This is a genomic window from Lysinibacillus sp. NPDC056185, assembly GCF_047737915.1.
In the GTDB taxonomy this organism is placed as follows: domain Bacteria; phylum Bacillota; class Bacilli; order Bacillales_A; family Planococcaceae; genus Lysinibacillus.
In genome coordinates this window covers 42,136-66,323 of the sequence record NZ_JBLLLQ010000003.1, presented here as the reverse complement: position 1 = coordinate 66,323, position 24,188 = coordinate 42,136, and the positions used below count along the sequence as shown (strand labels likewise).

Here is a 24,188-nt window from a genome sequence, read left to right as displayed (position 1 = left end):
AAATGCTCGAACATCATATCTAGTGCTAGGTATGTCGATAAAACTAAAAAGTTGGGCGATAACTATCAATTATGCCTCGGCATAATTACGTCCGTAGGCTTTAATTCCATCGATAAAACAAGCTAACAATAAAAAAACGTATTTGGATCCCCCAAATACGTCTATATCTTTAATTATTAGTAATAATCAACATATCATTTTCATCAAACTGCCACATGTCCCCATAAGCAACTTCCCAATAGTAGCCGTTTGGGTCTTGAAAATAGCCACTATAGCCTCCCCAGAATACAGTCTCTGGCTCTTTCACAATTTTCGCTCCGGCCTTTTTAGCTAAATCAAACACTTGATCAACTTCTTCTTTGGACTTTCCGTTATAAGCAAGCGTAATCCCGTTAAAGCCATCGCCCATAGCCGGTGGATTTGCTTCGTTAATATCTTTTACTAAACGGTCAATCGGAAACAGTGAGATTTTTGTCCCTCCATTATTAAAGAAAATAACATCCGGATTTGTTTCTTCACCATAAACAATTACTTCAAACCCTAGACCCTCTCGATAAAATTTAAGAGACTCGACCATATCTTTTACACCCAATGTTATTAAATTTAAACGATTCATCCTACTCTCTCCTTTATAAAAGATTCAATTACTTATTCTATCTTAAGCATTGAATCCCCTTCTAGCTTCTTGCAATTCTCATGTTGCTCCTGTCCATATAATCTTTGTATAAGCCATCTTTAATCCACAGCGCTCCATATTATTTTGGCTAATGGATGCAAATTTTGCGTGACCTATCATGAAACTACAGTTTCGTTTGGAGGCTCATTTAAACGAAACTATATTAATGCTTGATAAACATTAGTTAACCTATGCGAGCGAAACTTCATAATAGATTAAATTAACTTTCTAAACATCTGTATTTGAGTACCTTTGTTGGAAGAAGTATAATTTACGGTAATACCTATTTTTTCTGAAACATTATTTATAATTTTGAGACCTGTATTCTCATTTTTACGCATTTCCTGTTCAAAATCAAAACCTGATCCAAAATCTATAATAGATATACATTCGTGTACTTCCCCGTTTGAAGGTACATAATTAATTATAATTTTATCGCTATCTGATGCATGATTTACAATGTTTTGGAAGATATTATCTAAAATTCTTTCAAACCATAATTTATCGATTTTCCAAACTATTAAATGTTTAATATTGTTATGAATTGTTATGTTTTCTTTCTTAAATAAATAATTCCATTTCTTTAGTGATTCCAATATAATTTCTTGAATATTTTCTTCTATTAAAGGAATGTCTACATCTTCTTGTTTTATAAAAGTTTCATCATACATATGATCAATTAATTTAGTTAAATAGTTAATATTATAATTAATTTTTTGGATGGCTTGTGGAAGATTTTTTTCATTCTCAATATAATACAGTTGGGTTTTTATTACTGATAAAGGCGTTCTAATATCGTGAGATAATTGATTCATATATTCTTTTCTTAGTTTTTCTTGTTGAGCAATCTTTAATTGATTATAGATTAATCTATCTAGTAGCCTATTTATTGCTAAACTAAGTTTTGATATTTCATCTTCCCCTTTAACGGGAAGCTTAACGGGTATTTTAGAATTGCTGTAAATGTTATCAATCACATCTCTAATATTATTAATATCATCTGTTAGCTTATCAATTATTTTTGATGATAAATAACCGTATAAAAAAACTATACATAAAAAGAGTATTATAATATATGGATATGCATCTCCAGAGTTAAATATAGAATATCCCTTCGAGAAAAAATTACTAATTAAGAAAAATAAGTAAAAAAGGTAATTTGATATTAAAAACAAAAATGGCATACTTATTAAGGATACATATAAGAATAATTTATATTTTCTTCTAAAACTCACCTTTTCTCATTCCAATCAAGGTTAATAATTTAAACGATAACCATAACCATATATTGTTTCTATAATAGTTGGGTTTTGAGGGTCAATTTCAATTTTATCTCTTAAATGCTTTATATGCACCGATAAATTTCCATAAGTACTATAATTTTCCCACAAATAAGACATAATTTGTTCTTTTGAAAGGTTAATATTTTTATTATGAATGAAATATAAAAATAGATTTAGTTGTTTATCAGTTAATGATATCTCTTCATTATTAAGTTTATTATGTAATCTTTTGGTTTGCATATTAAATAGTAAATGTTTAATTTCAATAATAGAATGATATTTTTTGTTTGCTATAGAGTTTACTCTAGCTAGTAATTCCAATGGGTCAAAGGGCTTTACCAGATAGTCATCAGCCATGGTTATTCCCTTTATTTTATCGTCTATATTATTTTTAGCTGTTAAGAAAATAATGGGCAATTCTGGATTTTGCAATTTTATCCTGGAACATAAACTAAATCCATCCTCGAATGGTAACATAATGTCCAGTATTACAATATGTACACCATTAAATATTGATAAGTTACATGTTCCATCTTTAAAACAAATGACACTTTTGAAGTAATTAGAGAAGAAGTCTTGTAAAAATTCGCAAATATCTTCATTATCTTCAATAATTACTAAGTTTAGATGTTTTAGCATTCCGCAATCCATTTTTATCTCCCCTCTCCAAAATATAGTCCAAGTAAATAATATTACGAGGACTATATTTAATTCTTTTTCTTTTTGCAACAATCTATTATCAAGTTTATAAATATGATTTACACCATCGATATTTTTATGTCTATGTGAAATAAATAGTATTGTTTTGTTAGTAGCAAATAAATTTTTAATTACTGCTTCCTCAGTATCAATATCTAGGTTACTTGTGCCTTCATCTATTAATAACATTTCAGGATTAGCGGCAAGGGTTCTTGCAATTGATAATCTCTGTCTTTGTCCACCCGATATTGTTGCTCCATTGTCTCCTAACACTGTATTATACCCCATTGGAAATTTAATGATTTCTTCATGGATGCATGCCATTTTTGCAGCATGTACAATATCCGAAGATGAAACATTATTATTATAGAAGCGAATATTATCTTCTATAGTCCCATATTCAAAAGATCCTTTTCTGATCTTTTGAATGTTACTCTTTTTTCTATTTTTCAATAATTAATTTTCTTGAAGTGAAAAATACATATAAACAATATAAAATTAAAATGGTACTACACCAAGCTATACTTCCCACTATTGTGGCAGACATAGTATTATCAAAATAGTAATCTTTATCTATTCTATACAGACCTAGCCTATACGAGAATGTTGAAAAAATAGTATAAGCAAAGGGTGCAGCAATTAGAATCATTGAGAATAGTGAAAATACGATAGAAATAATGCTACTTATAACAATATTTCTAGACCAGACCACTACAATTGTGCTTAAAAGTAAAATGGGCACACTTAAAGAAAAAGTCATAATCAAATATGAAATTGTGATATCAACAATATTCTTAATTAAACTTTCTTTCCCCCAATCAATAACTATCCCATAGATCAATAATAATATATAATTTAAAGCTGCTAATAAAAACAAACAGAACGAAGCCGTAATAATTTTTGCCCAGAAAAGTTTATTTTTCGAAAAGTTATATGTTATCCAGTTTAGATAGGTACCATTTTTGTACTCTATATAAAATACCGAACTTACTAAAATACCAACAATAATAGGGAAGAACATAAAATATTGATTATAGAAAATAAAATAAACATCTTTAATATTCGAATCTTTACTGTTAACAATATAATTAATTATATTCATCGCTATAGGTAATAGATTTAATGCCAGTAGAAACCAAATAAACTTTTCTCTTTTTAATTTTAACAACTCATTTTTAAATAATATTTTCATTTTAATAAGCTCCTTCTTAAGAACACATTATTTCCTCATATAAATCCTCTAATGTGTATTTTTCAAAAGTATAATTACCTTCTTTAATCAACTTTTCATCATCCCCACTATAAATATATTTATTAAAGTTTGATTCTAAATGCAATTTAGAAACATATGGGTTTTCCGAAAAATCGCTGGCAAGACTCTCTTTATTTTTTAAAGTAACAACATAGAATAGCTTATTATTATTGTTCTTAATTTTTGTAATAATTTTCCTTTTTTATAAATATTAATTCATCTGAAATTGACTCGATTTCTGTAAGATTATGACTAGAAATTAATATACAGTTAGTAGGTTTTCTTAAAGAGTTTTTAATCAAATTTCTAACAGATTTAATACCGAGTGGATCTAACCCATTTGTAGGTTCATCTAATAAAATAACCGAAGGATCCCCCATAATGGCCCTAGCTATTCCTAATCGCTGTTTCATCCCTAAAGATATTTCCGAATATTTTTTATCCTTAGCTTCATAAATGTCAAAACCACTAAGGATTTCCTTATAATCTATATTTTCAAGGTTTGTGTATGCTCCATGAAGCTTCAAATTCTCTAACACGGTTAAATTATTATAAAACATGGGATATTCAATTAATTTACCAATATGCGCATCTTTTATAGGTCTATTGTTGTGTAATATTTCCCCATCATAATTAGTTAAACCTAATATAGATTTAAATAAAGTTGTTTTCCCTGAGCCATTAGGACCTAACAAACCGTATATTTTCCCATCTTTGAAGTTAAGATTAATATCTTCTAATATTATTTGTTTTTTTGTTTGTAAATTTAAATCAATAATTGAAATCATTTAAACATGTCTCCTCTAAATAATATTTTTAAATAACTCATAATGTGCCATAAATACCCTACGAAAAATTAGCGTATTATAGATTTTTTCTACACGTAGCAACAGCAAACAGTATGCCACTTGAACAATTCAAAAAGAACTTGTAGTGTCTCAAATACTCATCATCGGCTTACGCAATGAAATTCCTAATTTAGAAATGCTTATTTAGAGTTATAGCCAATCACAAAAACAAAAAAGAAAACAACATAAACGACGAATAAAATTTTTACTATTTTAGACTCAAATACCAACTTACCGTTTTTTATAAATTCATAAAGAAAGACAACAAATGTACCTAACAAGGCACACATAGAAATGATTAAAGCGATTTTTTCCATAAAAACTACCTCCCTCTATAGTGCATTATTGGTTTTAACCATAAACTTTAAATGAGTAATTACCTTTATTAATAAAATTACAGCACAATGTTTTTTGGATAGAATGAGAAATCTCTCATCAAAATGTTTAACTAAAGCATATTAATATCATGTTCTTATACAGATTTGGATACTTACTCAATTCGTTTATTAACAAATTGAAATGATCTTCAAATTACCTAAAATACATACATTGGAATTTTTCAAAATTTTCGTTTTAAAATACTCTTATTTACAGAATAAAAAATAATTATTAAAAAGTTATTAATTATCATCAAATGTATTAATTTGTATCCTCTAAATTTAGGAGAACTTCAATTAAATCTAAGTATGTAGTCTTTTTAAAACCTCTTTTTACAACAAATATGTATATGTAATAATAATTGCCGGGTATTTTCATATCACCAATCACTGATTTCGCATAAAAACCTTTTATACCAGGTTGGTGGCAGCGACCTATCTGAATCCGAAAAAATGTAATATTCCTAAGGGTTAAATCCCCTTCTAACTTCCGCAATCCACTCATGTTGCCTCTGTCCATATACTCTTTGTATAAGCCATTTCCAACCCACAGCGTTCCATATTATTTTGGCTAATGGATGCAAATTTCGCGTGACCTAACATTAAACTACAATTTTGTTGAAGAGCTTCGTTGATACGAAACTGAATTAATGCTTGGTGAATCCCTTGATTACGGGCAATTGGTTTCACGGCAGATGCGGCTAAAATAGCAGTTTCATCATTTATATATAAAGAGCCGATACCAACGTCCTCACCTTGAAGAGAAGCGATATAAAACGACCAACCTGGCTTGTCATACAAAACTTTATTGTTCGCTGTGACACTTTCCGCTAAAAATGCTGGCATACCAAAACCCTCAACATAGATATTTCCGTAACGATCAAATTCAGCTTCATCGATTTGTCTTATTTTAATAAAGGAATTCTTTGTTTTCCCTACCATCTCTCCATTTAGCTCACAATATAATGTTGCATGAAAATCACTCTGATAAAGACCGGCGTTATGTAATTTTTGTAGTGAAGTAGCATCTACGTATTGTGGAGCTAAATCAAAACGAGCTGGTATTTCTCTTGTTTTATAAAAGTTTAGTATTTTTTCTATGTTTTCCTCTGAACTAAAGCTATCACCCTTTACCACATTGTAAGAGGGACCGGGGATATTTTTTATGGAGAAAGCATAGGCACTATCAAATTGACGAACCTCCACTCCCATTGCGTTGTTCTGAATTTCCTTAATTGCATTCAGCCTTGATTCGAACATCTTTATTTCGGTCTCTTCTAAGTGATTTGCCAAGTTTTTTGTTATTACCATACGTTCACCAACCCTTTTCAAAGATTCAATTTTCTACCATTAATTGTAACGCATATAGAAGACCGAACCACGTAAACTAATAAAAATTTCTTACAACGAACCATTGATATTCCACAAAAGTTACCTCCACGTTTCTATGAAACCAAAAAGTGCGTACTTTTTTTTGCAATGGCATGGAAGCATAATAAGAAAGCAACAAAGCACAAATGAAATTGGAGGACAGAAAAATGATTAATCATTTACAAGATAAAATTACATTAAATAACGGCTTACAAATGCCTGGTATGGGTCTAGGTGTATTCCAAGTACCGAATGATGTTACAGCAGAAATGGTGAAAAATGCGATTGAGGTTGGTTACCGTAGTATTGATACTGCTGCTATCTATGGTAATGAAGCTGGTGTTGGTGAAGGTATTCGTCAGGCACTAGCAACTACTGGTTTAAAACGTGAGGATTTATTTATTACATCAAAAGTATGGAACGATGGCTTGAGCTACGAAGAGACAATTGCAGCATACGAAGACAGCTTAGAAAAATTAGGGCTAGATTATTTAGACCTATATCTCATTCATTGGCCAGGTAAAAATAAATTTGCTGAGGCTTGGAGAGCACTCGAAGATTTATACGAGCAAGGGAAAATAAAAGCTATTGGGGTATGTAATTTCCATGTATCACACTTACAAGATCTTCTTAAAATAGCTCGTATCAAACCAGTTATTAACCAAGTGGAACTTCATCCACGATTACAACAAACTGAGCTACGTTCATTCTGCGAAGAGCACAATATACAACTGGAAGCTTGGGCACCATTAATGCAAGGTGGACTTCTTGAAAATGAAACTATTTCAAAAATAGCTGAAAAATACGGGAAATCAAACCCTCAAGTTATCTTGCGCTGGGATATTCAAAATGGTATCGTCACAATTCCAAAATCTGTGCGCAAAGAACGTATGATTCAAAACGCTGATATTTTTGATTTCTCACTAACTGATGAAGAGATGACTATCATTAACGCCATGAATCTAGATCAACGTGTTGGACCAAACCCAGATGAGTTTGATTTTGTCATGTAAACGATAGCTATGTAAACGTGAAAGAGACTGTCTTATTTTCTTAGTATAGAAAACTTTTTAGACAGTCTCTTTCCAATCTATTTAAGATGTATGCTTTATTGCGATATCTTCATCCCGTTGCATTAACAGAACATCTTCACCTTTTTCTTGTAGCACTTCGATATGTTTTTCACCCCAAGTGCAAAGGATGTTCAGCACAGGGTCCATCTCTTGACCATAAGGTGTTAATGAATATTCAACTTTTGGCGGTACTTGATTGAAAACCCTACGATTAATTAATCCAGACTGCTCCAATTCACGCAACTGGCTTGTTAGCATTTTTTGCGAAATGCCTGGAATCAATCGGCGAAATTCATTCGTACGAATCTGACCATGGTGGTTAAGATGACAAAGAATAATAGGTTTCCATTTGCCTCCAATGACTTCAAGAGTGGCTTCAACACCGATATTATAAACTTTTTTCATTGTAAACCCCCTGTAATATTCAAAAGTAACTAAAAGTACCCTATATAACTTTTAGGCATGTATGAATATTACTATATACTATACAAAAAATCAAAGGAGATATTAATAGAATGAAAAATACAAAAGTGCCGAATGCTAAACTAACATTACTCGCACTTGCGATCAGTGCTTTTGGTATTGGCTCTACAGAATTTATAAGCGTCGGACTTCTACCATTAATTACAGAAGATTTCGGTATAACGTTAAGTACTGCGGGTTTAACCGTATCCATATATGCACTAGGTGTAACTATTGGTGCACCGCTTTTAACAGCCTTAACATCGCGTCTTAGTCGCAAAAAGGTATTATTGCTCGTTATGGTCCTTTTTATTATCGGTAATTTACTTGCAGCCCTAGCACCATCATTCTCATTACTACTAACCGGTCGTGTTATTTCAGCATTAGCACATGGCGTGTTTATGTCCATTGCCTCTGTTATCGCTGCAGAAGTTGTAGCACCTAATAAACGAGCAAGTGCAATAGCTTTTATGTTCACTGGGCTAACATTAGCAACTGTCACTGGTGTCCCGCTAGGAACTTTTATTGGACAAGTAACCGATTGGCGAATGTCGTTTATTTTCATTGTCGTTATTGGCATTATCGGATTAATTAGTAATGCTCTGCTTGTGCCTAGTCAATTATCTAAAGGTAATCCAATATCTATTCGCGATATCGGGAAAGTATTAGGGAATATACGAATGTTATTAATTCTCTTTATTACAGCAATTGGATATGGTGGCGCATTCGTAGTATATACCTACGTTTCCCCTATTCTAGAGCAATATATGGGCTATTCACCTCAAGCAATTGTCATAATCTTAGTTGTATACGGTATTTGTGTAGCAATCGGTAATACATTAGGTGGTCATTTTGCTAATAATAACCCTTTGCGTTCAATCTTTATTATTTTTCTAGGCTTAGCATTAGCACTACTCGGCATCAACTTCTTTTTAGAATCATCCATCGTTGGATTAATAATGGTCTTTATGATGGGGCTATTTATGTTTATGAATGTACCGGGATTACAGCTTTATGCCGTTCAGCTTTCAGAAAAATATATACCATCAGCTATTTCAATGGCTTCAGCATTAAATATTTCAGCCTTTAACATTGGTATTTTTCTAGGATCATACATTGGAGGAATCATCGTTCGCCACCAATCATTAGCTCATACACCTATATACGGATTCGGCATGGTGATGCTTGCCGCAGCTACTACATTTCTATGGTTACTCTTTGATAGAAACAAACAATAGGTATGTTGCTATAGGTAAAAATGTGAGGAAGGTGCTTTCTAAAAAGCCCCTTCCTTTTTGCTATTTATTAGATTCAAGGAAAGTATCATCAAAATATGCCTTGAAATTTGGATACAGATAGTCTAATGACGATTGAATATCGGCATCATCATCAAATAAAATTTCATGTTCAATTTCATATATTGCACAATTTTCTTCATCAGCATTATTATTTAAATCAATACAAATTATTTTTCCATACTCTGTATCCCATGTAAATGGAAGATATCCTAAAGTGCATAATGATGGATTAAACATATCCCTTACGTTATTTAAAGGTTCTTCAATACTTTGGTCAGGTATTACACCAAAATAATGATGATACGTTGAAATAAAAGCTTTATACCATTCGGGAAAATTAAGTCCGAACTCTTTTTCTAACGTTTGAATATCTTCCTCTGTTACAGTGGAAGGAATCATTCTCCACATAGACCACTCTGCATCGATATCAACTACTTTCATTTCTTCAGGTACGTCAGGGCACATCCACCTACAAAATCCTGCTTCAGACACCTGATTATAACGTTCATAGTAAACTTCAAAACCATTTTTTATGTATGCACGAATATCCATCTTAATAACTCCTTTTGAGGAAGAATAAATTGGTCAAGATTTAAGCCATTGAACTGAGCCCCTTTTCGCTCAGGCTTTTCAAAGCATTAGCCATTAACACCGAAAGTCTTTGTTGTACATAAGATAATGTATCAGCTATAGGATAGGAGGAATTTAGTTGTATTACAATCCTTATTCGTATTTTGTCTATCCTAATTATTATCCGGCATGGGTAATGGCAAATCAACCAACAATTCAACACCCTTCTAGCCATCTAGCAATGCCGACAAACCCAACGAATAGAAGTCCATTTCCAATTGTCAATACAAAGAAATTGAAGACTTCTGCGAATCGGATCAAGGTTATTATGCAGCAAGCACAATTACTTACGGATAAAATTGATGAATCAGAGCAATTTGCGCATGATCTTATGAACGCAGCACAACAATCAAATAAAACAGAAGTTGAAAAGTTAATTACGTCAACAGGCATTACTATAAAATTCGAAACTACCTATACACCAGATGGATTTCGTATAACATTTACTGAAAGTAGCTGTTGTAAGCTAACACTAATTTTGGGTTGGTGACGAGTTGGTCCTTTAAAGAGGGCCTCTTTTTTTGCCTTTAGCATCTTTATGAATTTTAACCATGTATCCCTATTGAACTTGTAAACTATAAATAAATATGCTAAAGTACTTGTAATCATTATTTCTGAAAATTCTTATATCGCATTTTCTTATCAAGAGAGACGGAGGGATTGGCCCTATGAAGTCTCAGCAACCAGCCTATAGGTATGGTGCTAATTCCAATTGGCGAAATTTAGCCTTGAAGATGAGAAGACTTACTTTAGTTGCTTTGCACAAGAGTCCTCTTTCTACAAGGAGGGCTCTTTTTTATTGTTACATCCAAAAATAATTAAAAGAAAGCAGGAAGATATTATGGCAAACGAACTTTTACAAGCAATTCAACTATTGAAATCGAAAGAATGGGTGGATTTAACACATACATTTGGTCCTAATTCGCCCCACTTCTTTATGTTTGATGATGCAAAATTTGAAACATTATTTTCCCATGATGATGGCTTCTTTGCGCAGCAATTCACTTTCCCTGGGCAATATGGAACACATATCGATCCACCTATCCATTTTGTGCGAGATACACGCTATTTAGAGGAATTGGAGCTAAAAGAACTAGTGCTACCACTAATCGTTATTGATAAATCAAAAGAAGCCGAAGTAAATAACGACTTCACGTTAAGTGTTCAAGATATTCTTGACTTTGAAGCTGAAAATGGGGAAATTGAAACAGGTACCTTTGTTGCGTTGCGTACCGATTGGAGTAAACGTTGGCCAGATAAAGAATCTTTCAGCAACAAAGACGCTGATGGCAATAATCATATTCCTGGCTGGGGATTAGAAGCGTTACAATTTTTATTCGGCGAACGAAAAGTAAGTGCTATTGGCCACGAAACCTTTGATACGGATTCAGCAACAGATTTTCGTAAAAATGGTAAGCTAGATGGCGAATATTTTGTGCTTGAGCAAGATACTTACCAAATTGAGCTCATGACAAATTTGGATAAGCTCCCTCCAAAAGGTGCTGCTATTTTCAATATTGTACCGAAGCCTGAGAAAGCCTCTGGATTCCCTGTGCGTTCATTTGCAATATTGCCTTAAAAGATAAAAAGGTCTGATTCACAACCTGAGTAGGTATTGAATCAGACCTTTTTTACTTTGGCGAATTCCTTTTTTTGAAAATAAAATAAACGATTAACATTAGTATTAGGAACAATACTATAAGATAAATACTGTAGCGGGATAAATATACCCCAACATAACGCCAGTTCTCCCCAAGTACCTTTCCTAAGGTAATAAAAGTAAATGTCCAAATAACTGCTCCCGTATAGGCAAAGAAAGCAAATTTTTTATAAGGATAATTATTGATAGCCGCAATATATGCTGTAAGATGACGCACACCAGGAATAAAATATCCTATTAATAATAACCCCGGCCCTATTTTTGCAAATAATTTTCTAGTAAAGTCAATTTTCTGTTCAGTAATATGGACTTTCGAACCGTATTTTCGTAATAAAGGTAGTCCGAATTTATAACCTATATAATAGCTCAGGGTAATTCCCCCCGCTGCACCTATCATAGCGCTGATTAAAGCTGGAATATGTGCCAGCGTTTCTTGATATACGCTATATCCTACATACGTTAAAAATATCTCGTCAGGAAGTGGCAGACCGACAATTCCCCCAACTAGGATGAGAATGATGCCAAAATATCCATAATGTTCAATAAGAGATTGCACGTGATGCGCCATAAATCATCCCACCTAAAGCGTAATAATTTTTAATAGTTAGCTTTATAATAACTCAAATGAGACAACATTATGAGTATTATGGATTATATACAATTTTCTCCATGAAACATGGATCAATGTTGTATCGTAACATATCTATAGTTTTTTCTTAGTGACTGGTAGATTCATAATTTACCTAAAATATTATTCACTTTCAAATAATTAAATTATTTGCAGCTCACGTAGAGCATAATCAATCCCGTCCTCAGTTGATTTCTTCGTTACATAATTAGCGACATTTTTTAATGCTTCACTACCATTGCCCATTGCAATACCAAAGCCGACCTGCTCCAGCATATCGATATCATTATCTCCATCGCCAAAAGCAAGTGCTTCTTCAGGACTCAAGTCGAAATAATCTAGTACAGCATGGACAGCAATAGATTTAGAAACATCATGTTGCAAAACATTTGTAATATACGGGTGCCACCTTTTAAATAATAAATGAGGGAATTTTGAAGTATACTTTTTCTCAATATCCTCATCGCCATATAAACACATTAAGTAAACCTCTTGCGTTAAAATATCTTCATTAATATCAGGAAACTCTAGCAAAGATAATGTTTCTTGCATAGCTTTTAATGTCTTTTCTTCTTGGACGTTATTCATCGATAATTGTTCTGTAAAAAATGATAGACTTTGTTTATTGTCTTCAGCAAAAGCCTTAACTGCGTGGACAATTTCCTTTGCAATAGGCATTTTATGTATTACTCGATCTTGATACTTAACATGGGCACCATTAGCTGTAATAAACGTTTCTATGCCTATGTTTCTTAAATCTTGGCACATTGACAAGGGTCTTCCTGTAGCAGCAACAATATGAATTCCTTTGTTTTTTAATTGCTTAATAGCGGTTCTTGTACTTTCTTCAATACGACCATCTTCATAATTAACAAGCGTTCCATCTACGTCAAAAAATACAATTTTATAATCCATCGTTCGCTCCTTATCGTTTTACACAATTTTATTAGGTATATCGATTAGAGGAACCTCACCATAACATGGCCCACTTCGGGTAACACTTATGACGATGATCTCCAAGAAGTCGCTCAGCCCTACTCCGATCACCCTGATATAAATGTCACTTTCCACTACAGGCGAGTGTTGAGTGACTCCCCTTTGTTGCTTAATAATAATCCTATATTTCCCTAATCAATATACTTGTAATTTTACATTAAGAAACATCTTTATACCAAAATCACGAAATAGGCATTATCGCCTACACATTCAACTTTATAATAAAAACATCAATAATTATTTAAATTTGTACGTTATTTGACAAACTAAATCGAGTGTATAACTTGCTTTAACTACACCGATAAATACTATTACGGGTACATATCGAAATTCCAAATAACTAAGAAAATAATGAACATTTTTATTTTAATAATTCTAAAGGAGTATACCAAAGAACATAGAATTGTTAATATAAAGGTAACTAAATTAAACACATTGAACGATACTGTCCATCATATAAATAGAACAAAAGAAATAATAATCGTTTTTTATGTAAAGGAGTTGATTCTTATGGCATTTAACATTTACTACTATGAAAGTAGTGTGGATTGCAAGTTTTGCAAGAAGCATTTTACCACATATAAAGTACGCCCTAATCGATATAAAATTATCGAAGAACAAACAGACTTCATGCCAGTTTACGAAGGTTTAAACCCGTTGTTGTATGAAGTTGCCGTTTGTCCACATTGTGGCTATGCTTACCACAAATCTATGACAAGAACATATGGGCCTTTCATGCTTCTTATTGATGAGCTTTACATAAAAGAGCTACAAAAACCTATGGATATTTGCAAGGAACGTACGATCGACGATGCCATTATAAGCATTAAATTAGCTTATCTTGTATCAAGAGCATCAATGGAAGAGTCACTTCTTATGGCCAATTTCGCTTTAAAAATAGCCTGGCTATATCGCTTAAAAAATGATGAGGAATCGGAAATGCGCTACCTTTTTGCAGCTAGAGATTTTTACAGTAAATCTTTTGCATCCAATCAAGAGGGCGGAGAGAGAATTCAATATTTACATGCAGAATTAAGCCTCCGACTTGGAGATATTGCTGAGGCGAAAAAAGGATTCTCTCGATTAATAGCAGATCGAAATGTTTCCAATAAATATAGAAAACTGGCACGAAATCGATGGGAAAACTATAAATATGATGAGCAACCGAACAACGCAAATAAAACTATAGAAGAAGTCATTAATTGAAGTAAAACGAGGAGAGTAATAATCATGCAACTATTTACCAAAAGGATTGATGTGAGAGAAGAAGATATTTTTTCAGAACTACATCATTTTTTATTGAGAAAAAATAATCGCTATTTAACGAACGATGAGGTAGTTACATTAACTGGGGTTTCATCTGAGCTACTCTATAAATGGGTAAAAACAGGAAAATTAAAAAAATCGATTTTCCCTAATTTAGGCGCACCCTGTGAGCGCTGCGGACAAGTTACTCAGGCAAAAATCTGTGTTAGTTGCTCATCAACCATCGTTAACACTTTAAAACAAGAGGAAAAGGATCGTGCATGGTTCAATCAAATACAGCGGAATAATCCGAGAGCTAGCACGTATCACTATAAATAAAATAGTTAACATCTCTACAGCGTACATACGCTATGGAGATGTTTTTTTATCTGCCTCCGCTCAAATAATCCAAAATAATGACATCCAACCAAATTTAAACAAAATTTAAACAAACTCCCCTTTTACTTTAAACTTCACTATCTATAATTGACCTTAACATATAGCGAAGGACTGATAGAAAGTGACAAAAGGTAAGAATCGTAAGGTTTTATTATCATTAAGTATTGCGTTAGCAAGCTTTACAGCGTTCAGCGGAGTATCAAATGCATCGGCAGCAGTTCCAGCGATAGAAGAACGTGTAGCTTTGGAGAACAATTTAGAAGTAAAGCAAGCCCGTACATCCAATGAAACGCTTCAAGATTGGAAAAAGTGGACAAACGATCATGCTTACAGCTTAACATCTATTCAACCTGAAGCAATTAGTCAACAAAACATTCCATCCACTAAATTTGAAGATTTAGAGATGTTAAAGCCTTTATTGCATGATAAGCGCATCGTTTTTTTAGGGGAAAGTTCACATGGCGCAGCAGAATTTAGCCTAGCGAAAACACGTTTAATTCAATTTTTACACCAAGAAATGGGCTACAATGTCCTAGCCTTTGAAAGCGGTATGGGGAATGCCATGAATGCGCAAGGACAAATTGATAAACAAACAGCGCAACAAACGATGAAGGATGCTATTTTTGGTGTATGGTGGTCAAAAGAAACACTGCCGTTATTTGAGTATGCTAAAAAAACACAGAATACCGATAAACCTTTGAAATTAGCAGGCTTTGATATTCAACAGCAAGGTGCGTTCACGAATGGTGAGTGGCTGCAAAATAGTCAGCTTGCTAAACAGTTCAGTGAAGTAGAGAAGCAACTTGTAGACTGGAGCTTTGGTACGGATCTAAAAGGCTACCAAAAGGCGAAACCAAGCATTATCGAAGTGTATAAACAAGTAAAATCTCAAGTTCAGCTAAAAGAAAAAGAGTTAAAAGCAGCTTATCCGAGCGAGCCTCATATTGTAAAGCTTATGGAACGTACTTTAGCTGACCGTATCCGTTTAGCAGACGACTATGTAGAACTATCAATTCAATCAAATATTGATTTAGAACAAAATAAATATGATTCTTTTTTAAAGACAATGGAATGGCGTGACCAATCAATGATGGAAAACCTTCTTTGGTTAGCAGAGGAGATTTATCCAACTGAAAAATTTATCGTCTGGGCGCATAATGACCATATTCGTAAAGCACAATCCGAAGTAATGGGTTCTCCTTATCCGGTAAAATTGATGGGTGAACGTCTACCAGATATCTATAAGAAATATAGTTATGTACTTGGTCTTTATATGACTAGTGGCGAAACAGCAAACAATATGGGTGAACCTATGGCCGTTTTACCGACAGTAAAAGGATCAATCGAGGATATTCTATCATCTTCAAATAAACCATACACATTTATCGACATGCGAAACCGTCAAAATGAGCGAGGAAACTCATGGATGTTTGAGCCACGTTTATCGTATAGCTGGGGAATGATTCAAGAAAGTCTTGTTCCACGAGATCAATATGATGGCCTTCTGCTGATTGATAAAGTAAGTAAACCACATTATATAAAATAAGAATATAAAAATAGCAAACTAGTTTTTCTAGTTTGCTATTTTTTAGTTCTTTTCTAACTGCTTTGAATTAAATAGTATGTTGTTGACAATTAAAATGTCTCACTCTATTATTATAAATACATTCGAATGTATCTATAAGGAGATATTTTATGGCCAGAAATAAATATCCAGAAGTTACAAGAAAAAGAATTATTGAATCAGCTGTTAAATTATTCACTGTAAATGGTTGGGACAATGTAACAATTCAAGAGATTGTAGATGATGTGGGAGATATTACTCGAGGAGCTTTCTATCATCATTTTAAAACACGTGCTGATGTTATTGATGCCATTACAAAAGAAATGCTGATGGCAAATAATTATTTTAATGAAATATCCGATTTAGAAAACTTAAATGCTTTAGAACGTTTAAGGCAAGGAATTTCTTTTTCAATTTCTCAAAGTGTCAAAGAAGAAAACCTATCCACCATCCCTTTAAAAATGAATTCTGCTGAGTTTGTTTATAGTCGCATCACAGAAGGAATACAGGTTGTTGCGCCAGGCATTCAAAAAATTATTGAAGAAGGAAATCGAGACGGATCACTACAAATTGCTTTTCCGAAGCAAGCAGCTGAGACCTTCACAATGCTTTTTGACATTTGGATGAATCCAGAAATATTTCGTGTAAGCCGAGCTGAGTTTATTCAAAAAATCGAACATATTAGTTTACTGTTCGAAGGGATTGGAATGCCACTGGTAAATGATGAATTGAAGAACGTTTTTTTAGCTTTATTTGATAAAGTTCACGAATAGTAGACTACTTTATGTAGTTTATTATTTTAGTCACATACATACATTTGTATGTATGTATCGATTGCTCGTAATTCTACACCACTGAACAATTACATACATTCGCATGTATGTAAAAGGAGATGTAATATGAAAACCTTAGAAGTTATATTTACGATTGTTTTATTATTATCAAGCATTTTACTGACATATAGACAGCGTGGGATAACTAAAATTAATATTTTCATGTTAGTTGTCAACTATATATTACTATTAGCTACAATTATTTCAATTGGCGCTAACTGGCGTATGATCCCTGCTTATATTGTTTCATTAGTATTGACACTGCAGGTTTTTGTAAAGCCTAAAAGCACGATTGTTTCAAAAAAATTAAGTATGAAGATTTTTAAACTTGTAGGTATTGCTGCAGCAGCATTTGGAATGTTCACCTTACCAAAGCTTTTTCCAATCATATCTTTTCCTGAACCTACAGGTGAATATTCAGTAGGAACCCAGGAATTTCACCTCATCGATAAGAATCGTAAAGAATTTGTCGTACCTAATCATCAGGTAAATCGAGAATTAATGATACAAGTCTATTATCCTGCTGAAAAAGGGACTGGACAGCTCTCTCCTTACTTTGAACATATAGAGGCCTTAACACAACAATTAGCAATCACACAAAGTTTTCCGTATATCGCTACAACACATTTAGGATTGACGGAAACCCATTCTTATAAAGATGCGACGCCGATAAAGGCAAAAGGCAAATTCCCGCTTCTATTCTTTGCCCATGGAATGAGTTTATATAGTCGCCAAAACACCTTCCAACTAGAGGAGTTAGCAAGCCATGGCTATGTAGTTGTCGCTCTAAACTTTACAGGTGATGCGACAACAACTGTATTTCCAGATGGAGATCGTGTGGATTTTACACCAATTGAAAATACAATTACCTTCCTGAGTGATCGTATCAAGCTTTGGGAACAGGATACATCATTTGTTTTAGATGAGGTCATTAAAGGTGATTTTGATAAGAATTTTAAAGCAATTGCAGCGTTAATTGATTATGACAATATTGGTATGCTCGGCCACTCTTTTGGTGGTGCGACTTCTGCACAAATGCTTGTAAAGGATGATCGCATTAAAGCGGCAATTGATATGGATGGTGGTTTATATGGTAACGCTATGCCAACAAATGGCCCAGAAAAGCCGTTTATGCTTTTGAATGCGGAGGCATCCATTAATTTTATGAAAGAAGCATATAGCCAACAACCAGGTAATCGAGATGAATTGTTTGTAGAATCCTATTTAAGAAATAAAACGATTGAAAAGCCTGGTGTTTACACAGCTATTATTCCAAAAACAAATCATGGAAGTTTTACAGATTTAGCAGCAGTTTCACCAATTATTAATGAATCTGGCGCAGATGTGAATGCTATTTTTAAACTGATTAATGAATTGTCAGTAGGCTTTTTTAATAAAAATTTAAAAGGGATCAATGACAATAAATTAGAAGAAATTCAGAAGGAACATCCTGATATAAACTTAACGTTGCACTAAAGCATATTGGAAAGCCAGGGTTGTTGATAGTTAACTTATCAACAACCTTTTTTAATTTCTATCATAATTTTCGTTACATAATCCTCTTCACGATTTCTAATAACAGCATCATAAATATATTCTTCAAATACGTACTGCCCTAGTTCAAAACCTTTTTCCTGCATAACCTTAAATAATCGCTCGTATGTTTCACCAAGTGTAGTAGAATCTCCTACATGGTATCCAACAATAAAATCTCCTTCAATCGCCTCGAAATAAGGATGACCTTCTCGTGGGTGTGGTTGCTCTATATACAAATGACTATAATTATCATAGTTTCCGGCTAATACTTGCTCTCTTCTTGTAATCCCTCCAATGGGATAACCTGTGTCTAATTGAGAGCGATCTAATTCATCAATAAAATCTGAAATAGCCTTCGTAAACTGTTCTTCCGTCGAATCCTCGATATTTTTACTTAAATACAATGTGGCCACTGGCAGATGCTCAACCGTAATACTATCAAAATCAATGTGTAAGGCTTCCTCTGTTAAATCGATTTTTACATCAATAATGCTTTCAATCATCTCCAGCTCTCGACGTTTTTTCGCTACAATTTCCTTTTGCTGATACATTAATTCTAAGAAATTTTCAGGTGATTTTTCTGCCATATATTTTTGAATATCCTTTAAAGACATACCAACCGCCTTTAATAGCTCAATCACACTAAAAAATTCATATTGTGCAATGGAATAATAACGATAGTCTTTACTATCCTTCATAATTGGGGATAATAAACCGATTTGATCGTAATAAATTAGCGTTTGTTTATTGACCTTACAAATTTTGGCGAACTCACCAGTTGTAAAATATTTTACATTTTTATTAAACATTTTTAAGTTTCCCTCCTTGACCATATAGTTACTATATACATTAGATTGTAGCTATTCACAATCTATTATGCCACGACATAATTGTAGCTGTCGCTTTGCTTTCGCTACAGAAAACATTTGTTGCTGTCGCACAGATAAACAATGCGTCCGGGACCGGCTGAAAGAAATTAAAAATAGAAAGGTTTTGACATTATGTTCACGGAAATTCGTGACATTACGGCTTTAAACAAAGAGAAAGTATTAGCATTACGTATTGCTGATCATCAGCAAAATTTTATTGAAAGTACAAAGCAATGTTTAGCGGAAGCAGAAACAGACGAACGCTTTATTCCTGTTGGATTGTATAGAGAAGATATTGCAGTTGGCTTCGCTATGTATGGTGTGTTCCCACATAAGGACAATACAAAACGTGTTTGGTTAGATCGCTATTTCATTGATGAGCGTTATCAGAACAAAGGATTGGGAAAATACTTTTTACAGCAGCTTATAAATTATTTAGTAGTTAAATACAGCTGTCAAAATATATATTTAAGCGTTTATGACAATAATATAGTAGCTATTCAGCTATATAAAAAGTTTGGGTTCGTCTTTAACGGTGAGCTAGATGACAAAGGCGAAAAGGTGATGGTAAAGGAGGTACATGCTCATGACTACCATTAATCCAATTGAAACAAGACCACTGAAGCCCTTGTTTTTATCATACTTATTTCCAGCTATGATTGGTATGTTGCTGATGTCAGTCAATATTTTAGTGGATGGTATTTTCGTTAGTCACGGAGTGGGGCCAACCGCTTTAGCTGGAGTAAATATCGCTGTACCCATATTCTCGATTTTACTATCTATTTCCCTTTGGATTGGTATGGGTGGGGCAACACTATTTTCAATTTCTCTCGGTGAGGGCAATAAAAAAAGAGCGAACCAGCTCTTTACATTAGCATTTACAGCAATGATCGTTGTCGTTATGACGCTGATTCTAATACTTTTATTCAATTTAAAGGAAATCTCCTATATATTCGGCGCAAGTGATGCTACCTTTCCTTATGTACAAGACTACTTACATGTTATTTTGATTTTCGGTGTGTTCTACACAATTGAAAACTTACTAAGCATTTTCATTCGAAATGATGGCAATCCAAAGCTTGCGATGATGGGTTTAATCACTACATCTGTGTTAAACATCATTTTAAACTACATCTTTATTTTCGTGCTCCACTACGGCGTAACTGGCTGTGCCCTGGCTACAGCACTTTCCACAATAATCGGTATGTCGGTGCTTTGCCTACATTTCTTCCGAAAACAATCCGAATTAAAGTTTGTGCGTAAGTTTTTCAACTTATCTGATCTAAAGAAAATTTTTGCTATTGGGCTACCAAGTTTTATTGTTGAAGCCTCCGTCGCTGTTATGGTTATTTTATATAATGTGACATTTTTACACTATTTGGGCTCGGATGGAGTGACCGCCTACGCGATGATTAACTATATTCATACCGTACTATTAACCGTATTCCTTGGTATCGGCATGGCCCTACAGCCTCTCGTTAGTTATCACCACGGTGCGAGATTAATTGAGAGATTAACAGCGTTATTGAAAATCGGTATAGCCACTGCATTTATTCTAGGTTTAACTACTGTCATAATTGCTACATTATTCCCTTCTCAGCTAATAGCATTATTCGGTGATAGTACGTTTGAAATTCGTAATATGGCAGCTCAAGGCTTTGTACACTTTGCAATTGGATATGTATTCCTTGGAGTGAACATGGTCTTTGCGGAATTCTTCCAATCCATTGAAAGAATACGTCTTGCAACAACCATAATGTTACTTCGCAGTATTATATTTTTTATCCCTGCTCTCGTACTATTGCCTAAATTACTTGGCCCACAAGCTATTTGGTGGACATTCCCCGTCGCTGAAGGTATTACCGCATTATTAATTTTTATATTTATGAAGAAAAAAACACATACTATTTTCTCAGAAGCAAGTTCCTTAAAATAAAGCAATATAAATAAAGTTAACCCCCTTTCAATACAATAATCGAGAGGGGGTTAGCTATACTAATGGCTCTTTTTTAATTGCATATATTCATCACGTAAAATACTCATAATTATTTCATCAAAATACTTACCGTTCATATATAAGGATTGCCTTAAAGTTCCTTCCTTTTTGAAGCCTACCTTTTCATACGATTTGATTCCCCGAATATTATGAGAGAAAACTTGTAACTCTAGGCGATTAAGCTGAAGCTCCTCGAACGTAAATTTTTGAACAAGCTGAACTGCCTCTGCCCCATATCCCTTGCCGCAATCTTCTATACTATGTAAAGCTATGCGAAATATTGCTTTTTTATTGTCTAAGTCTATTTCCATAATGGTTAAATCACCGATAATTTGGCTATTATCTACTAAACAAATAGCAAAATCATGGCGTGTGGAATCTTCGCTAAATCGAATCAAAGCCTCTCTAATCTGATCCTTCGTTAAAATGTTACGTGTACCTGTCATATACATAATTTCTTCATCTTGAAAGCACTTGTAGATACTATCAACATCTTTTTCTGTAATTGGTCTTAAAAATACACCTTGCCCTGCAATCATAAAAACCCCCCCCTTTAACTATTGAACAAGATTTGTAGTAGAAAGAATATGCCTAGTTTAATTTAGAAACGTTTTAGACATATGAAAAGCACTAACATATCCACTGCTAGTGCTTTAAAAATTACTTCGTATATACAATTTTCTTAATCGTTTCTACCGCTAAATGATACTCCGTAGATAATTGTTCAATTGAAGCTTCATTCGTAAACGCATCTTTTATAGACTTATTCCTGTCCTCAATATATTTCTTTGTGCCTGAACGAGCACCCCACTCTAAATAAGTGTTTTCTATTTTAGGAATATAAATCGTTTCACCTTGAACATATTTTTGGATTTCTAATAAAAGCTCTTTTGGTAAGATAACTGAAGCCTTCTTATAAGCCATTTATGCCAACCCCTCATTTTTATTTTGAAATTAATAAAATAAGGTAGCAAAGCTAATTTTATAAGAAATACTTCAAGGCAAATATTGAAATTCACCCCATGCAAAGTATTGCCATATCAAAATTAGGCTTTGCATGGGCTGCTTTCGTATCTAGCAACTTAATGAAATTACTCACTTCTCTCCCCCCTAACTTGTCAACACATTCATAGTTCATCTTAGCATATGTAAATATTTTCTATAAACAAAAAAAGGAATCACACACACTTGATCCCTTTTTGAACGAAATTTTATTCTATTTTTTGTCACCTTGTATTTCCATTGCCTGTTGCAGTTCATCTTCTGAGGACGTAACTCCGAGAATATCGAGAAGGAACATGAATAATGGAATACCAATTATTAATCCCCATACACCAAGAAAATGCTCAGAGAAGAGAATGACCATGAATGTATAGAAAATTGGAAGATTTGTCTTAGCAGACATTAGCTTTGGATTTAAGAAGTATGCCTCCATAGCATGTAGTACCATAACGATCACCAGGATATAGACAATGTACATTGGACCACCGACACTGTATGCGATTATAGTTAGAGGAATCAACGACATGATGACCCCTGCAACTGGCACTAATCCCAGTATAAAGAGCATAATCCCCAGCGCAATTAAGTGCGGGAAGCCCATAATGTATAATGCTATAACAGATAAAATACAGTTAATAGCGGCAATAATAAACTGCGCCTCAATAACTTTACCGAAAGAACGAATGAATATCTTTGAGAAATAATGTAGTTCATCGTAGAGATAGCTCATCTTACTATCTTTAAATTTTGCTGTAAATTCCGTAATACGTTTCTTCTCAAGTAAAATAAACAAGCTCAGAATTAGTGCAATGAATATATGCAAAATGATTTTACCAATATTCGTAAGGTTTTTCAGCGTGAGGTCTACACCCTGCTCTAAATATTTACCCAGTTCAATCTTGTCAAAGGTTGGAGCTAAATACCTTGCAATCTCGTTATCATTTGGGTTGAGACTAAAGCTAGCAATAAGATCAAAGAGCTGTGTAATTTGTTGAGTTACGATAGGTAAGTACTTGTAAATAACAGCAACAATACCTGCCACAAGTAAAAGATAGAGGGTAATTGTTACAGCCTTCTCGCCCATCCGTACGTACTTTCTAACCTCTTTTGTTGTCTTCGTGGTAAGTTGATTCATCAAGTACGTAATAATGAACGTGAGAAGAATTAGATTGATCATACTCCGCATCATATATAATGCAATAGCGATCCCAGCTAGGATTAAAAAACGTTTAAATCCATGGCTTCGAAAGAAATTACTCATGTATTCACTCCTTCTACAAAACGGCTTTGCGGCCTTTACTGCCTGGGTTTCGCTATCAAATGAACAAAAACAATTAATAAATTGATGTAAAACATTACGTATCATTCTTATGTAAACGCCCCCTTCATTGGATTATTATTTCCATTAATACTTAGAATAAGACTTAAATACTTGCGCTTTATAAGTCTCATAATAAATTAATGCATCCAAGGAGCGAAAAGAATAGTATG

General features: G+C 33.5%; 26 protein-coding genes and 1 riboswitch. Of the genes, 11 read left to right on the top strand and 15 right to left on the bottom strand.

What is annotated here, in order from left to right:
- Positions 1–169: 169 nt before the first annotated feature.
- From ACMZ42_RS04355 to ACMZ42_RS04325, 7 genes are all read right to left on the bottom strand, one after another.
- Positions 170–616 carry a VOC family protein gene (locus tag ACMZ42_RS04355; protein WP_415730720.1) on the bottom strand — a complete coding sequence of 149 codons (447 nt, stop codon included), beginning with the start codon at positions 614–616 and terminating at the stop codon, positions 170–172.
- A gap of 275 nt (positions 617–891) precedes the next feature.
- Positions 892–1,911, bottom strand: coding sequence for an ATP-binding protein (locus ACMZ42_RS04350; protein WP_415730719.1), 1,020 nt, complete (start codon positions 1,909–1,911; stop codon positions 892–894).
- 21 nt (positions 1,912–1,932) lie between these two features.
- The gene (locus ACMZ42_RS04345; protein WP_415730718.1) at positions 1,933–3,111 is read right to left on the bottom strand and encodes a response regulator; all 1,179 of its coding nucleotides are present in this window, start codon (positions 3,109–3,111) and stop codon (positions 1,933–1,935) included.
- A complete protein-coding gene (locus ACMZ42_RS04340; RefSeq protein ID WP_415730717.1) occupies positions 3,101–3,850 on the bottom strand; it encodes an ABC transporter permease in 750 nt (249 codons plus the stop codon). Before ACMZ42_RS04340 ends, ACMZ42_RS04345 begins: the two co-directional genes overlap by 11 nt.
- 236 nt (positions 3,851–4,086) lie before the next feature.
- Positions 4,087–4,698, bottom strand: a complete 612-nt coding sequence (locus ACMZ42_RS04335) for an ABC transporter ATP-binding protein (RefSeq protein ID WP_415730716.1) — start codon at positions 4,696–4,698, stop codon at positions 4,087–4,089.
- A gap of 200 nt (positions 4,699–4,898) precedes the next feature.
- The gene (locus tag ACMZ42_RS04330; RefSeq protein ID WP_415730715.1) at positions 4,899–5,075 is read right to left on the bottom strand and encodes a hypothetical protein; all 177 of its coding nucleotides are present in this window, start codon (positions 5,073–5,075) and stop codon (positions 4,899–4,901) included.
- A 561-nt stretch (positions 5,076–5,636) separates the two neighbouring features.
- On the bottom strand, positions 5,637–6,446 hold the full coding sequence (locus ACMZ42_RS04325) for a GNAT family N-acetyltransferase (protein ID WP_415730714.1): 810 nt from the start codon (positions 6,444–6,446) through the stop codon (positions 5,637–5,639).
- 227 nt (positions 6,447–6,673) lie between these two features.
- Between ACMZ42_RS04325 and ACMZ42_RS04320 the strand changes: the two genes are divergently transcribed.
- Positions 6,674–7,519, top strand: coding sequence for an aldo/keto reductase (locus tag ACMZ42_RS04320; RefSeq protein WP_415730713.1), 846 nt, complete (start codon positions 6,674–6,676; stop codon positions 7,517–7,519).
- Between the two features lie 81 nt (positions 7,520–7,600).
- On the opposite strand, the gene ACMZ42_RS04315 is transcribed toward ACMZ42_RS04320, so the two are convergent.
- A complete protein-coding gene (locus ACMZ42_RS04315; RefSeq protein ID WP_415730712.1) occupies positions 7,601–7,984 on the bottom strand; it encodes a winged helix-turn-helix transcriptional regulator in 384 nt (127 codons plus the stop codon).
- Positions 7,985–8,094: 110 nt separating this feature from the next.
- Between ACMZ42_RS04315 and ACMZ42_RS04310 the strand changes: the two genes are divergently transcribed.
- Positions 8,095–9,279, top strand: coding sequence for an MFS transporter (locus ACMZ42_RS04310; protein WP_415730711.1), 1,185 nt, complete (start codon positions 8,095–8,097; stop codon positions 9,277–9,279).
- A 60-nt stretch (positions 9,280–9,339) separates the two neighbouring features.
- Here ACMZ42_RS04310 and ACMZ42_RS04305 read toward each other — a convergent pair whose 3' ends face one another.
- Positions 9,340–9,891, bottom strand: a complete 552-nt coding sequence (locus tag ACMZ42_RS04305; protein ID WP_386844649.1) for an SMI1/KNR4 family protein — start codon at positions 9,889–9,891, stop codon at positions 9,340–9,342.
- Positions 9,892–10,048: 157 nt separating this feature from the next.
- Here ACMZ42_RS04305 and ACMZ42_RS04300 point away from each other — a divergent pair, with 157 nt between their 5' ends.
- Both ACMZ42_RS04300 and ACMZ42_RS04295 read left to right on the top strand, forming a co-directional pair.
- The gene (locus tag ACMZ42_RS04300) at positions 10,049–10,459 is read left to right on the top strand and encodes a hypothetical protein (RefSeq protein ID WP_415730710.1); all 411 of its coding nucleotides are present in this window, start codon (positions 10,049–10,051) and stop codon (positions 10,457–10,459) included.
- 146 nt (positions 10,460–10,605) lie between these two features.
- A riboswitch (SAM riboswitch) is annotated at positions 10,606–10,710 on the top strand.
- Between the two features lie 100 nt (positions 10,711–10,810).
- Positions 10,811–11,548, top strand: coding sequence for a cyclase family protein (locus ACMZ42_RS04295; protein ID WP_370077355.1), 738 nt, complete (start codon positions 10,811–10,813; stop codon positions 11,546–11,548).
- 52 nt (positions 11,549–11,600) lie between these two features.
- On the opposite strand, the gene ACMZ42_RS04290 is transcribed toward ACMZ42_RS04295, so the two are convergent.
- Both ACMZ42_RS04290 and ACMZ42_RS04285 read right to left on the bottom strand, forming a co-directional pair.
- On the bottom strand, positions 11,601–12,197 hold the full coding sequence (locus tag ACMZ42_RS04290; protein WP_415730709.1) for a DedA family protein: 597 nt from the start codon (positions 12,195–12,197) through the stop codon (positions 11,601–11,603).
- A gap of 201 nt (positions 12,198–12,398) precedes the next feature.
- A complete protein-coding gene (locus ACMZ42_RS04285) occupies positions 12,399–13,172 on the bottom strand; it encodes a Cof-type HAD-IIB family hydrolase (RefSeq protein WP_415730708.1) in 774 nt (257 codons plus the stop codon).
- Positions 13,173–13,763: 591 nt separating this feature from the next.
- Between ACMZ42_RS04285 and ACMZ42_RS04280 the strand changes: the two genes are divergently transcribed.
- From ACMZ42_RS04280 to ACMZ42_RS04260, 5 genes are all read left to right on the top strand, one after another.
- A complete protein-coding gene (locus ACMZ42_RS04280) occupies positions 13,764–14,459 on the top strand; it encodes a DUF2225 domain-containing protein (protein WP_415730707.1) in 696 nt (231 codons plus the stop codon).
- A 24-nt stretch (positions 14,460–14,483) separates the two neighbouring features.
- Positions 14,484–14,837 carry a hypothetical protein gene (locus ACMZ42_RS04275; protein WP_415730706.1) on the top strand — a complete coding sequence of 118 codons (354 nt, stop codon included), beginning with the start codon at positions 14,484–14,486 and terminating at the stop codon, positions 14,835–14,837.
- A gap of 181 nt (positions 14,838–15,018) precedes the next feature.
- Entirely contained in the window at positions 15,019–16,443 is a 1,425-nt protein-coding gene (locus tag ACMZ42_RS04270) for an erythromycin esterase family protein (RefSeq protein ID WP_415730705.1), read from the top strand.
- Positions 16,444–16,592: 149 nt separating this feature from the next.
- Positions 16,593–17,234, top strand: a complete 642-nt coding sequence (locus tag ACMZ42_RS04265) for a TetR/AcrR family transcriptional regulator (protein ID WP_370077238.1) — start codon at positions 16,593–16,595, stop codon at positions 17,232–17,234.
- 126 nt (positions 17,235–17,360) lie between these two features.
- Positions 17,361–18,770 carry an alpha/beta hydrolase family protein gene (locus ACMZ42_RS04260; protein WP_415730704.1) on the top strand — a complete coding sequence of 470 codons (1,410 nt, stop codon included), beginning with the start codon at positions 17,361–17,363 and terminating at the stop codon, positions 18,768–18,770.
- A gap of 38 nt (positions 18,771–18,808) precedes the next feature.
- Here ACMZ42_RS04260 and ACMZ42_RS04255 read toward each other — a convergent pair whose 3' ends face one another.
- Positions 18,809–19,639 carry a MerR family transcriptional regulator gene (locus ACMZ42_RS04255; protein ID WP_370077242.1) on the bottom strand — a complete coding sequence of 277 codons (831 nt, stop codon included), beginning with the start codon at positions 19,637–19,639 and terminating at the stop codon, positions 18,809–18,811.
- Positions 19,640–19,831: 192 nt separating this feature from the next.
- Here ACMZ42_RS04255 and ACMZ42_RS04250 point away from each other — a divergent pair, with 192 nt between their 5' ends.
- Together ACMZ42_RS04250 and ACMZ42_RS04245 are read left to right on the top strand one after the other, a co-directional pair.
- Positions 19,832–20,299 carry a GNAT family N-acetyltransferase gene (locus ACMZ42_RS04250; RefSeq protein WP_415730703.1) on the top strand — a complete coding sequence of 156 codons (468 nt, stop codon included), beginning with the start codon at positions 19,832–19,834 and terminating at the stop codon, positions 20,297–20,299.
- A complete protein-coding gene (locus ACMZ42_RS04245; RefSeq protein ID WP_415730702.1) occupies positions 20,286–21,635 on the top strand; it encodes an MATE family efflux transporter in 1,350 nt (449 codons plus the stop codon). The genes ACMZ42_RS04250 and ACMZ42_RS04245 overlap by 14 nt, the downstream gene beginning before the upstream one ends.
- A 59-nt stretch (positions 21,636–21,694) precedes the next feature.
- On the opposite strand, the gene ACMZ42_RS04240 is transcribed toward ACMZ42_RS04245, so the two are convergent.
- From ACMZ42_RS04240 to ACMZ42_RS04230, 3 genes are all read right to left on the bottom strand, one after another.
- Positions 21,695–22,234 (bottom strand): GNAT family N-acetyltransferase, encoded by a 540-nt coding sequence (locus tag ACMZ42_RS04240; RefSeq protein WP_415730701.1) that lies wholly within the window; start codon positions 22,232–22,234, stop codon positions 21,695–21,697.
- A gap of 121 nt (positions 22,235–22,355) precedes the next feature.
- Positions 22,356–22,619 (bottom strand): CD3324 family protein, encoded by a 264-nt coding sequence (locus tag ACMZ42_RS04235; protein ID WP_415730700.1) that lies wholly within the window; start codon positions 22,617–22,619, stop codon positions 22,356–22,358.
- Between the two features lie 292 nt (positions 22,620–22,911).
- Positions 22,912–23,958 carry an AI-2E family transporter gene (locus ACMZ42_RS04230; protein ID WP_415730699.1) on the bottom strand — a complete coding sequence of 349 codons (1,047 nt, stop codon included), beginning with the start codon at positions 23,956–23,958 and terminating at the stop codon, positions 22,912–22,914.
- Positions 23,959–24,188: the final 230 nt, after the last annotated feature.

Coding starts and splice junctions, on each gene's coding strand:
- ACMZ42_RS04355 (WP_415730720.1), bottom strand. CDS start 616: ATGAATCGTTTAAATTTAATAACATTGGGTGTAAAAGATATGGTCGAG.
- ACMZ42_RS04290 (WP_415730709.1), bottom strand. CDS start 12,197: ATGGCGCATCACGTGCAATCTCTTATTGAACATTATGGATATTTTGGC.
- ACMZ42_RS04340 (WP_415730717.1), bottom strand. CDS start 3,850: ATGAAAATATTATTTAAAAATGAGTTGTTAAAATTAAAAAGAGAAAAG.
- ACMZ42_RS04280 (WP_415730707.1), top strand. CDS start 13,764: ATGGCATTTAACATTTACTACTATGAAAGTAGTGTGGATTGCAAGTTT.
- ACMZ42_RS04305 (WP_386844649.1), bottom strand. CDS start 9,891: ATGGATATTCGTGCATACATAAAAAATGGTTTTGAAGTTTACTATGAA.
- ACMZ42_RS04260 (WP_415730704.1), top strand. CDS start 17,361: ATGAAAACCTTAGAAGTTATATTTACGATTGTTTTATTATTATCAAGC.
- ACMZ42_RS04330 (WP_415730715.1), bottom strand. CDS start 5,075: ATGGAAAAAATCGCTTTAATCATTTCTATGTGTGCCTTGTTAGGTACA.
- ACMZ42_RS04230 (WP_415730699.1), bottom strand. CDS start 23,958: ATGAGTAATTTCTTTCGAAGCCATGGATTTAAACGTTTTTTAATCCTA.
- ACMZ42_RS04295 (WP_370077355.1), top strand. CDS start 10,811: ATGGCAAACGAACTTTTACAAGCAATTCAACTATTGAAATCGAAAGAA.
- ACMZ42_RS04325 (WP_415730714.1), bottom strand. CDS start 6,446: ATGGTAATAACAAAAAACTTGGCAAATCACTTAGAAGAGACCGAAATA.
- ACMZ42_RS04235 (WP_415730700.1), bottom strand. CDS start 22,619: ATGGCTTATAAGAAGGCTTCAGTTATCTTACCAAAAGAGCTTTTATTA.
- ACMZ42_RS04335 (WP_415730716.1), bottom strand. CDS start 4,698: ATGATTTCAATTATTGATTTAAATTTACAAACAAAAAAACAAATAATA.
- ACMZ42_RS04250 (WP_415730703.1), top strand. CDS start 19,832: ATGTTCACGGAAATTCGTGACATTACGGCTTTAAACAAAGAGAAAGTA.
- ACMZ42_RS04315 (WP_415730712.1), bottom strand. CDS start 7,984: ATGAAAAAAGTTTATAATATCGGTGTTGAAGCCACTCTTGAAGTCATT.
- ACMZ42_RS04275 (WP_415730706.1), top strand. CDS start 14,484: ATGCAACTATTTACCAAAAGGATTGATGTGAGAGAAGAAGATATTTTT.
- ACMZ42_RS04265 (WP_370077238.1), top strand. CDS start 16,593: ATGGCCAGAAATAAATATCCAGAAGTTACAAGAAAAAGAATTATTGAA.
- ACMZ42_RS04285 (WP_415730708.1), bottom strand. CDS start 13,172: ATGGATTATAAAATTGTATTTTTTGACGTAGATGGAACGCTTGTTAAT.
- ACMZ42_RS04240 (WP_415730701.1), bottom strand. CDS start 22,234: ATGATTGCAGGGCAAGGTGTATTTTTAAGACCAATTACAGAAAAAGAT.
- ACMZ42_RS04255 (WP_370077242.1), bottom strand. CDS start 19,639: ATGTTTAATAAAAATGTAAAATATTTTACAACTGGTGAGTTCGCCAAA.
- ACMZ42_RS04310 (WP_415730711.1), top strand. CDS start 8,095: ATGAAAAATACAAAAGTGCCGAATGCTAAACTAACATTACTCGCACTT.
- ACMZ42_RS04320 (WP_415730713.1), top strand. CDS start 6,674: ATGATTAATCATTTACAAGATAAAATTACATTAAATAACGGCTTACAA.
- ACMZ42_RS04245 (WP_415730702.1), top strand. CDS start 20,286: ATGACTACCATTAATCCAATTGAAACAAGACCACTGAAGCCCTTGTTT.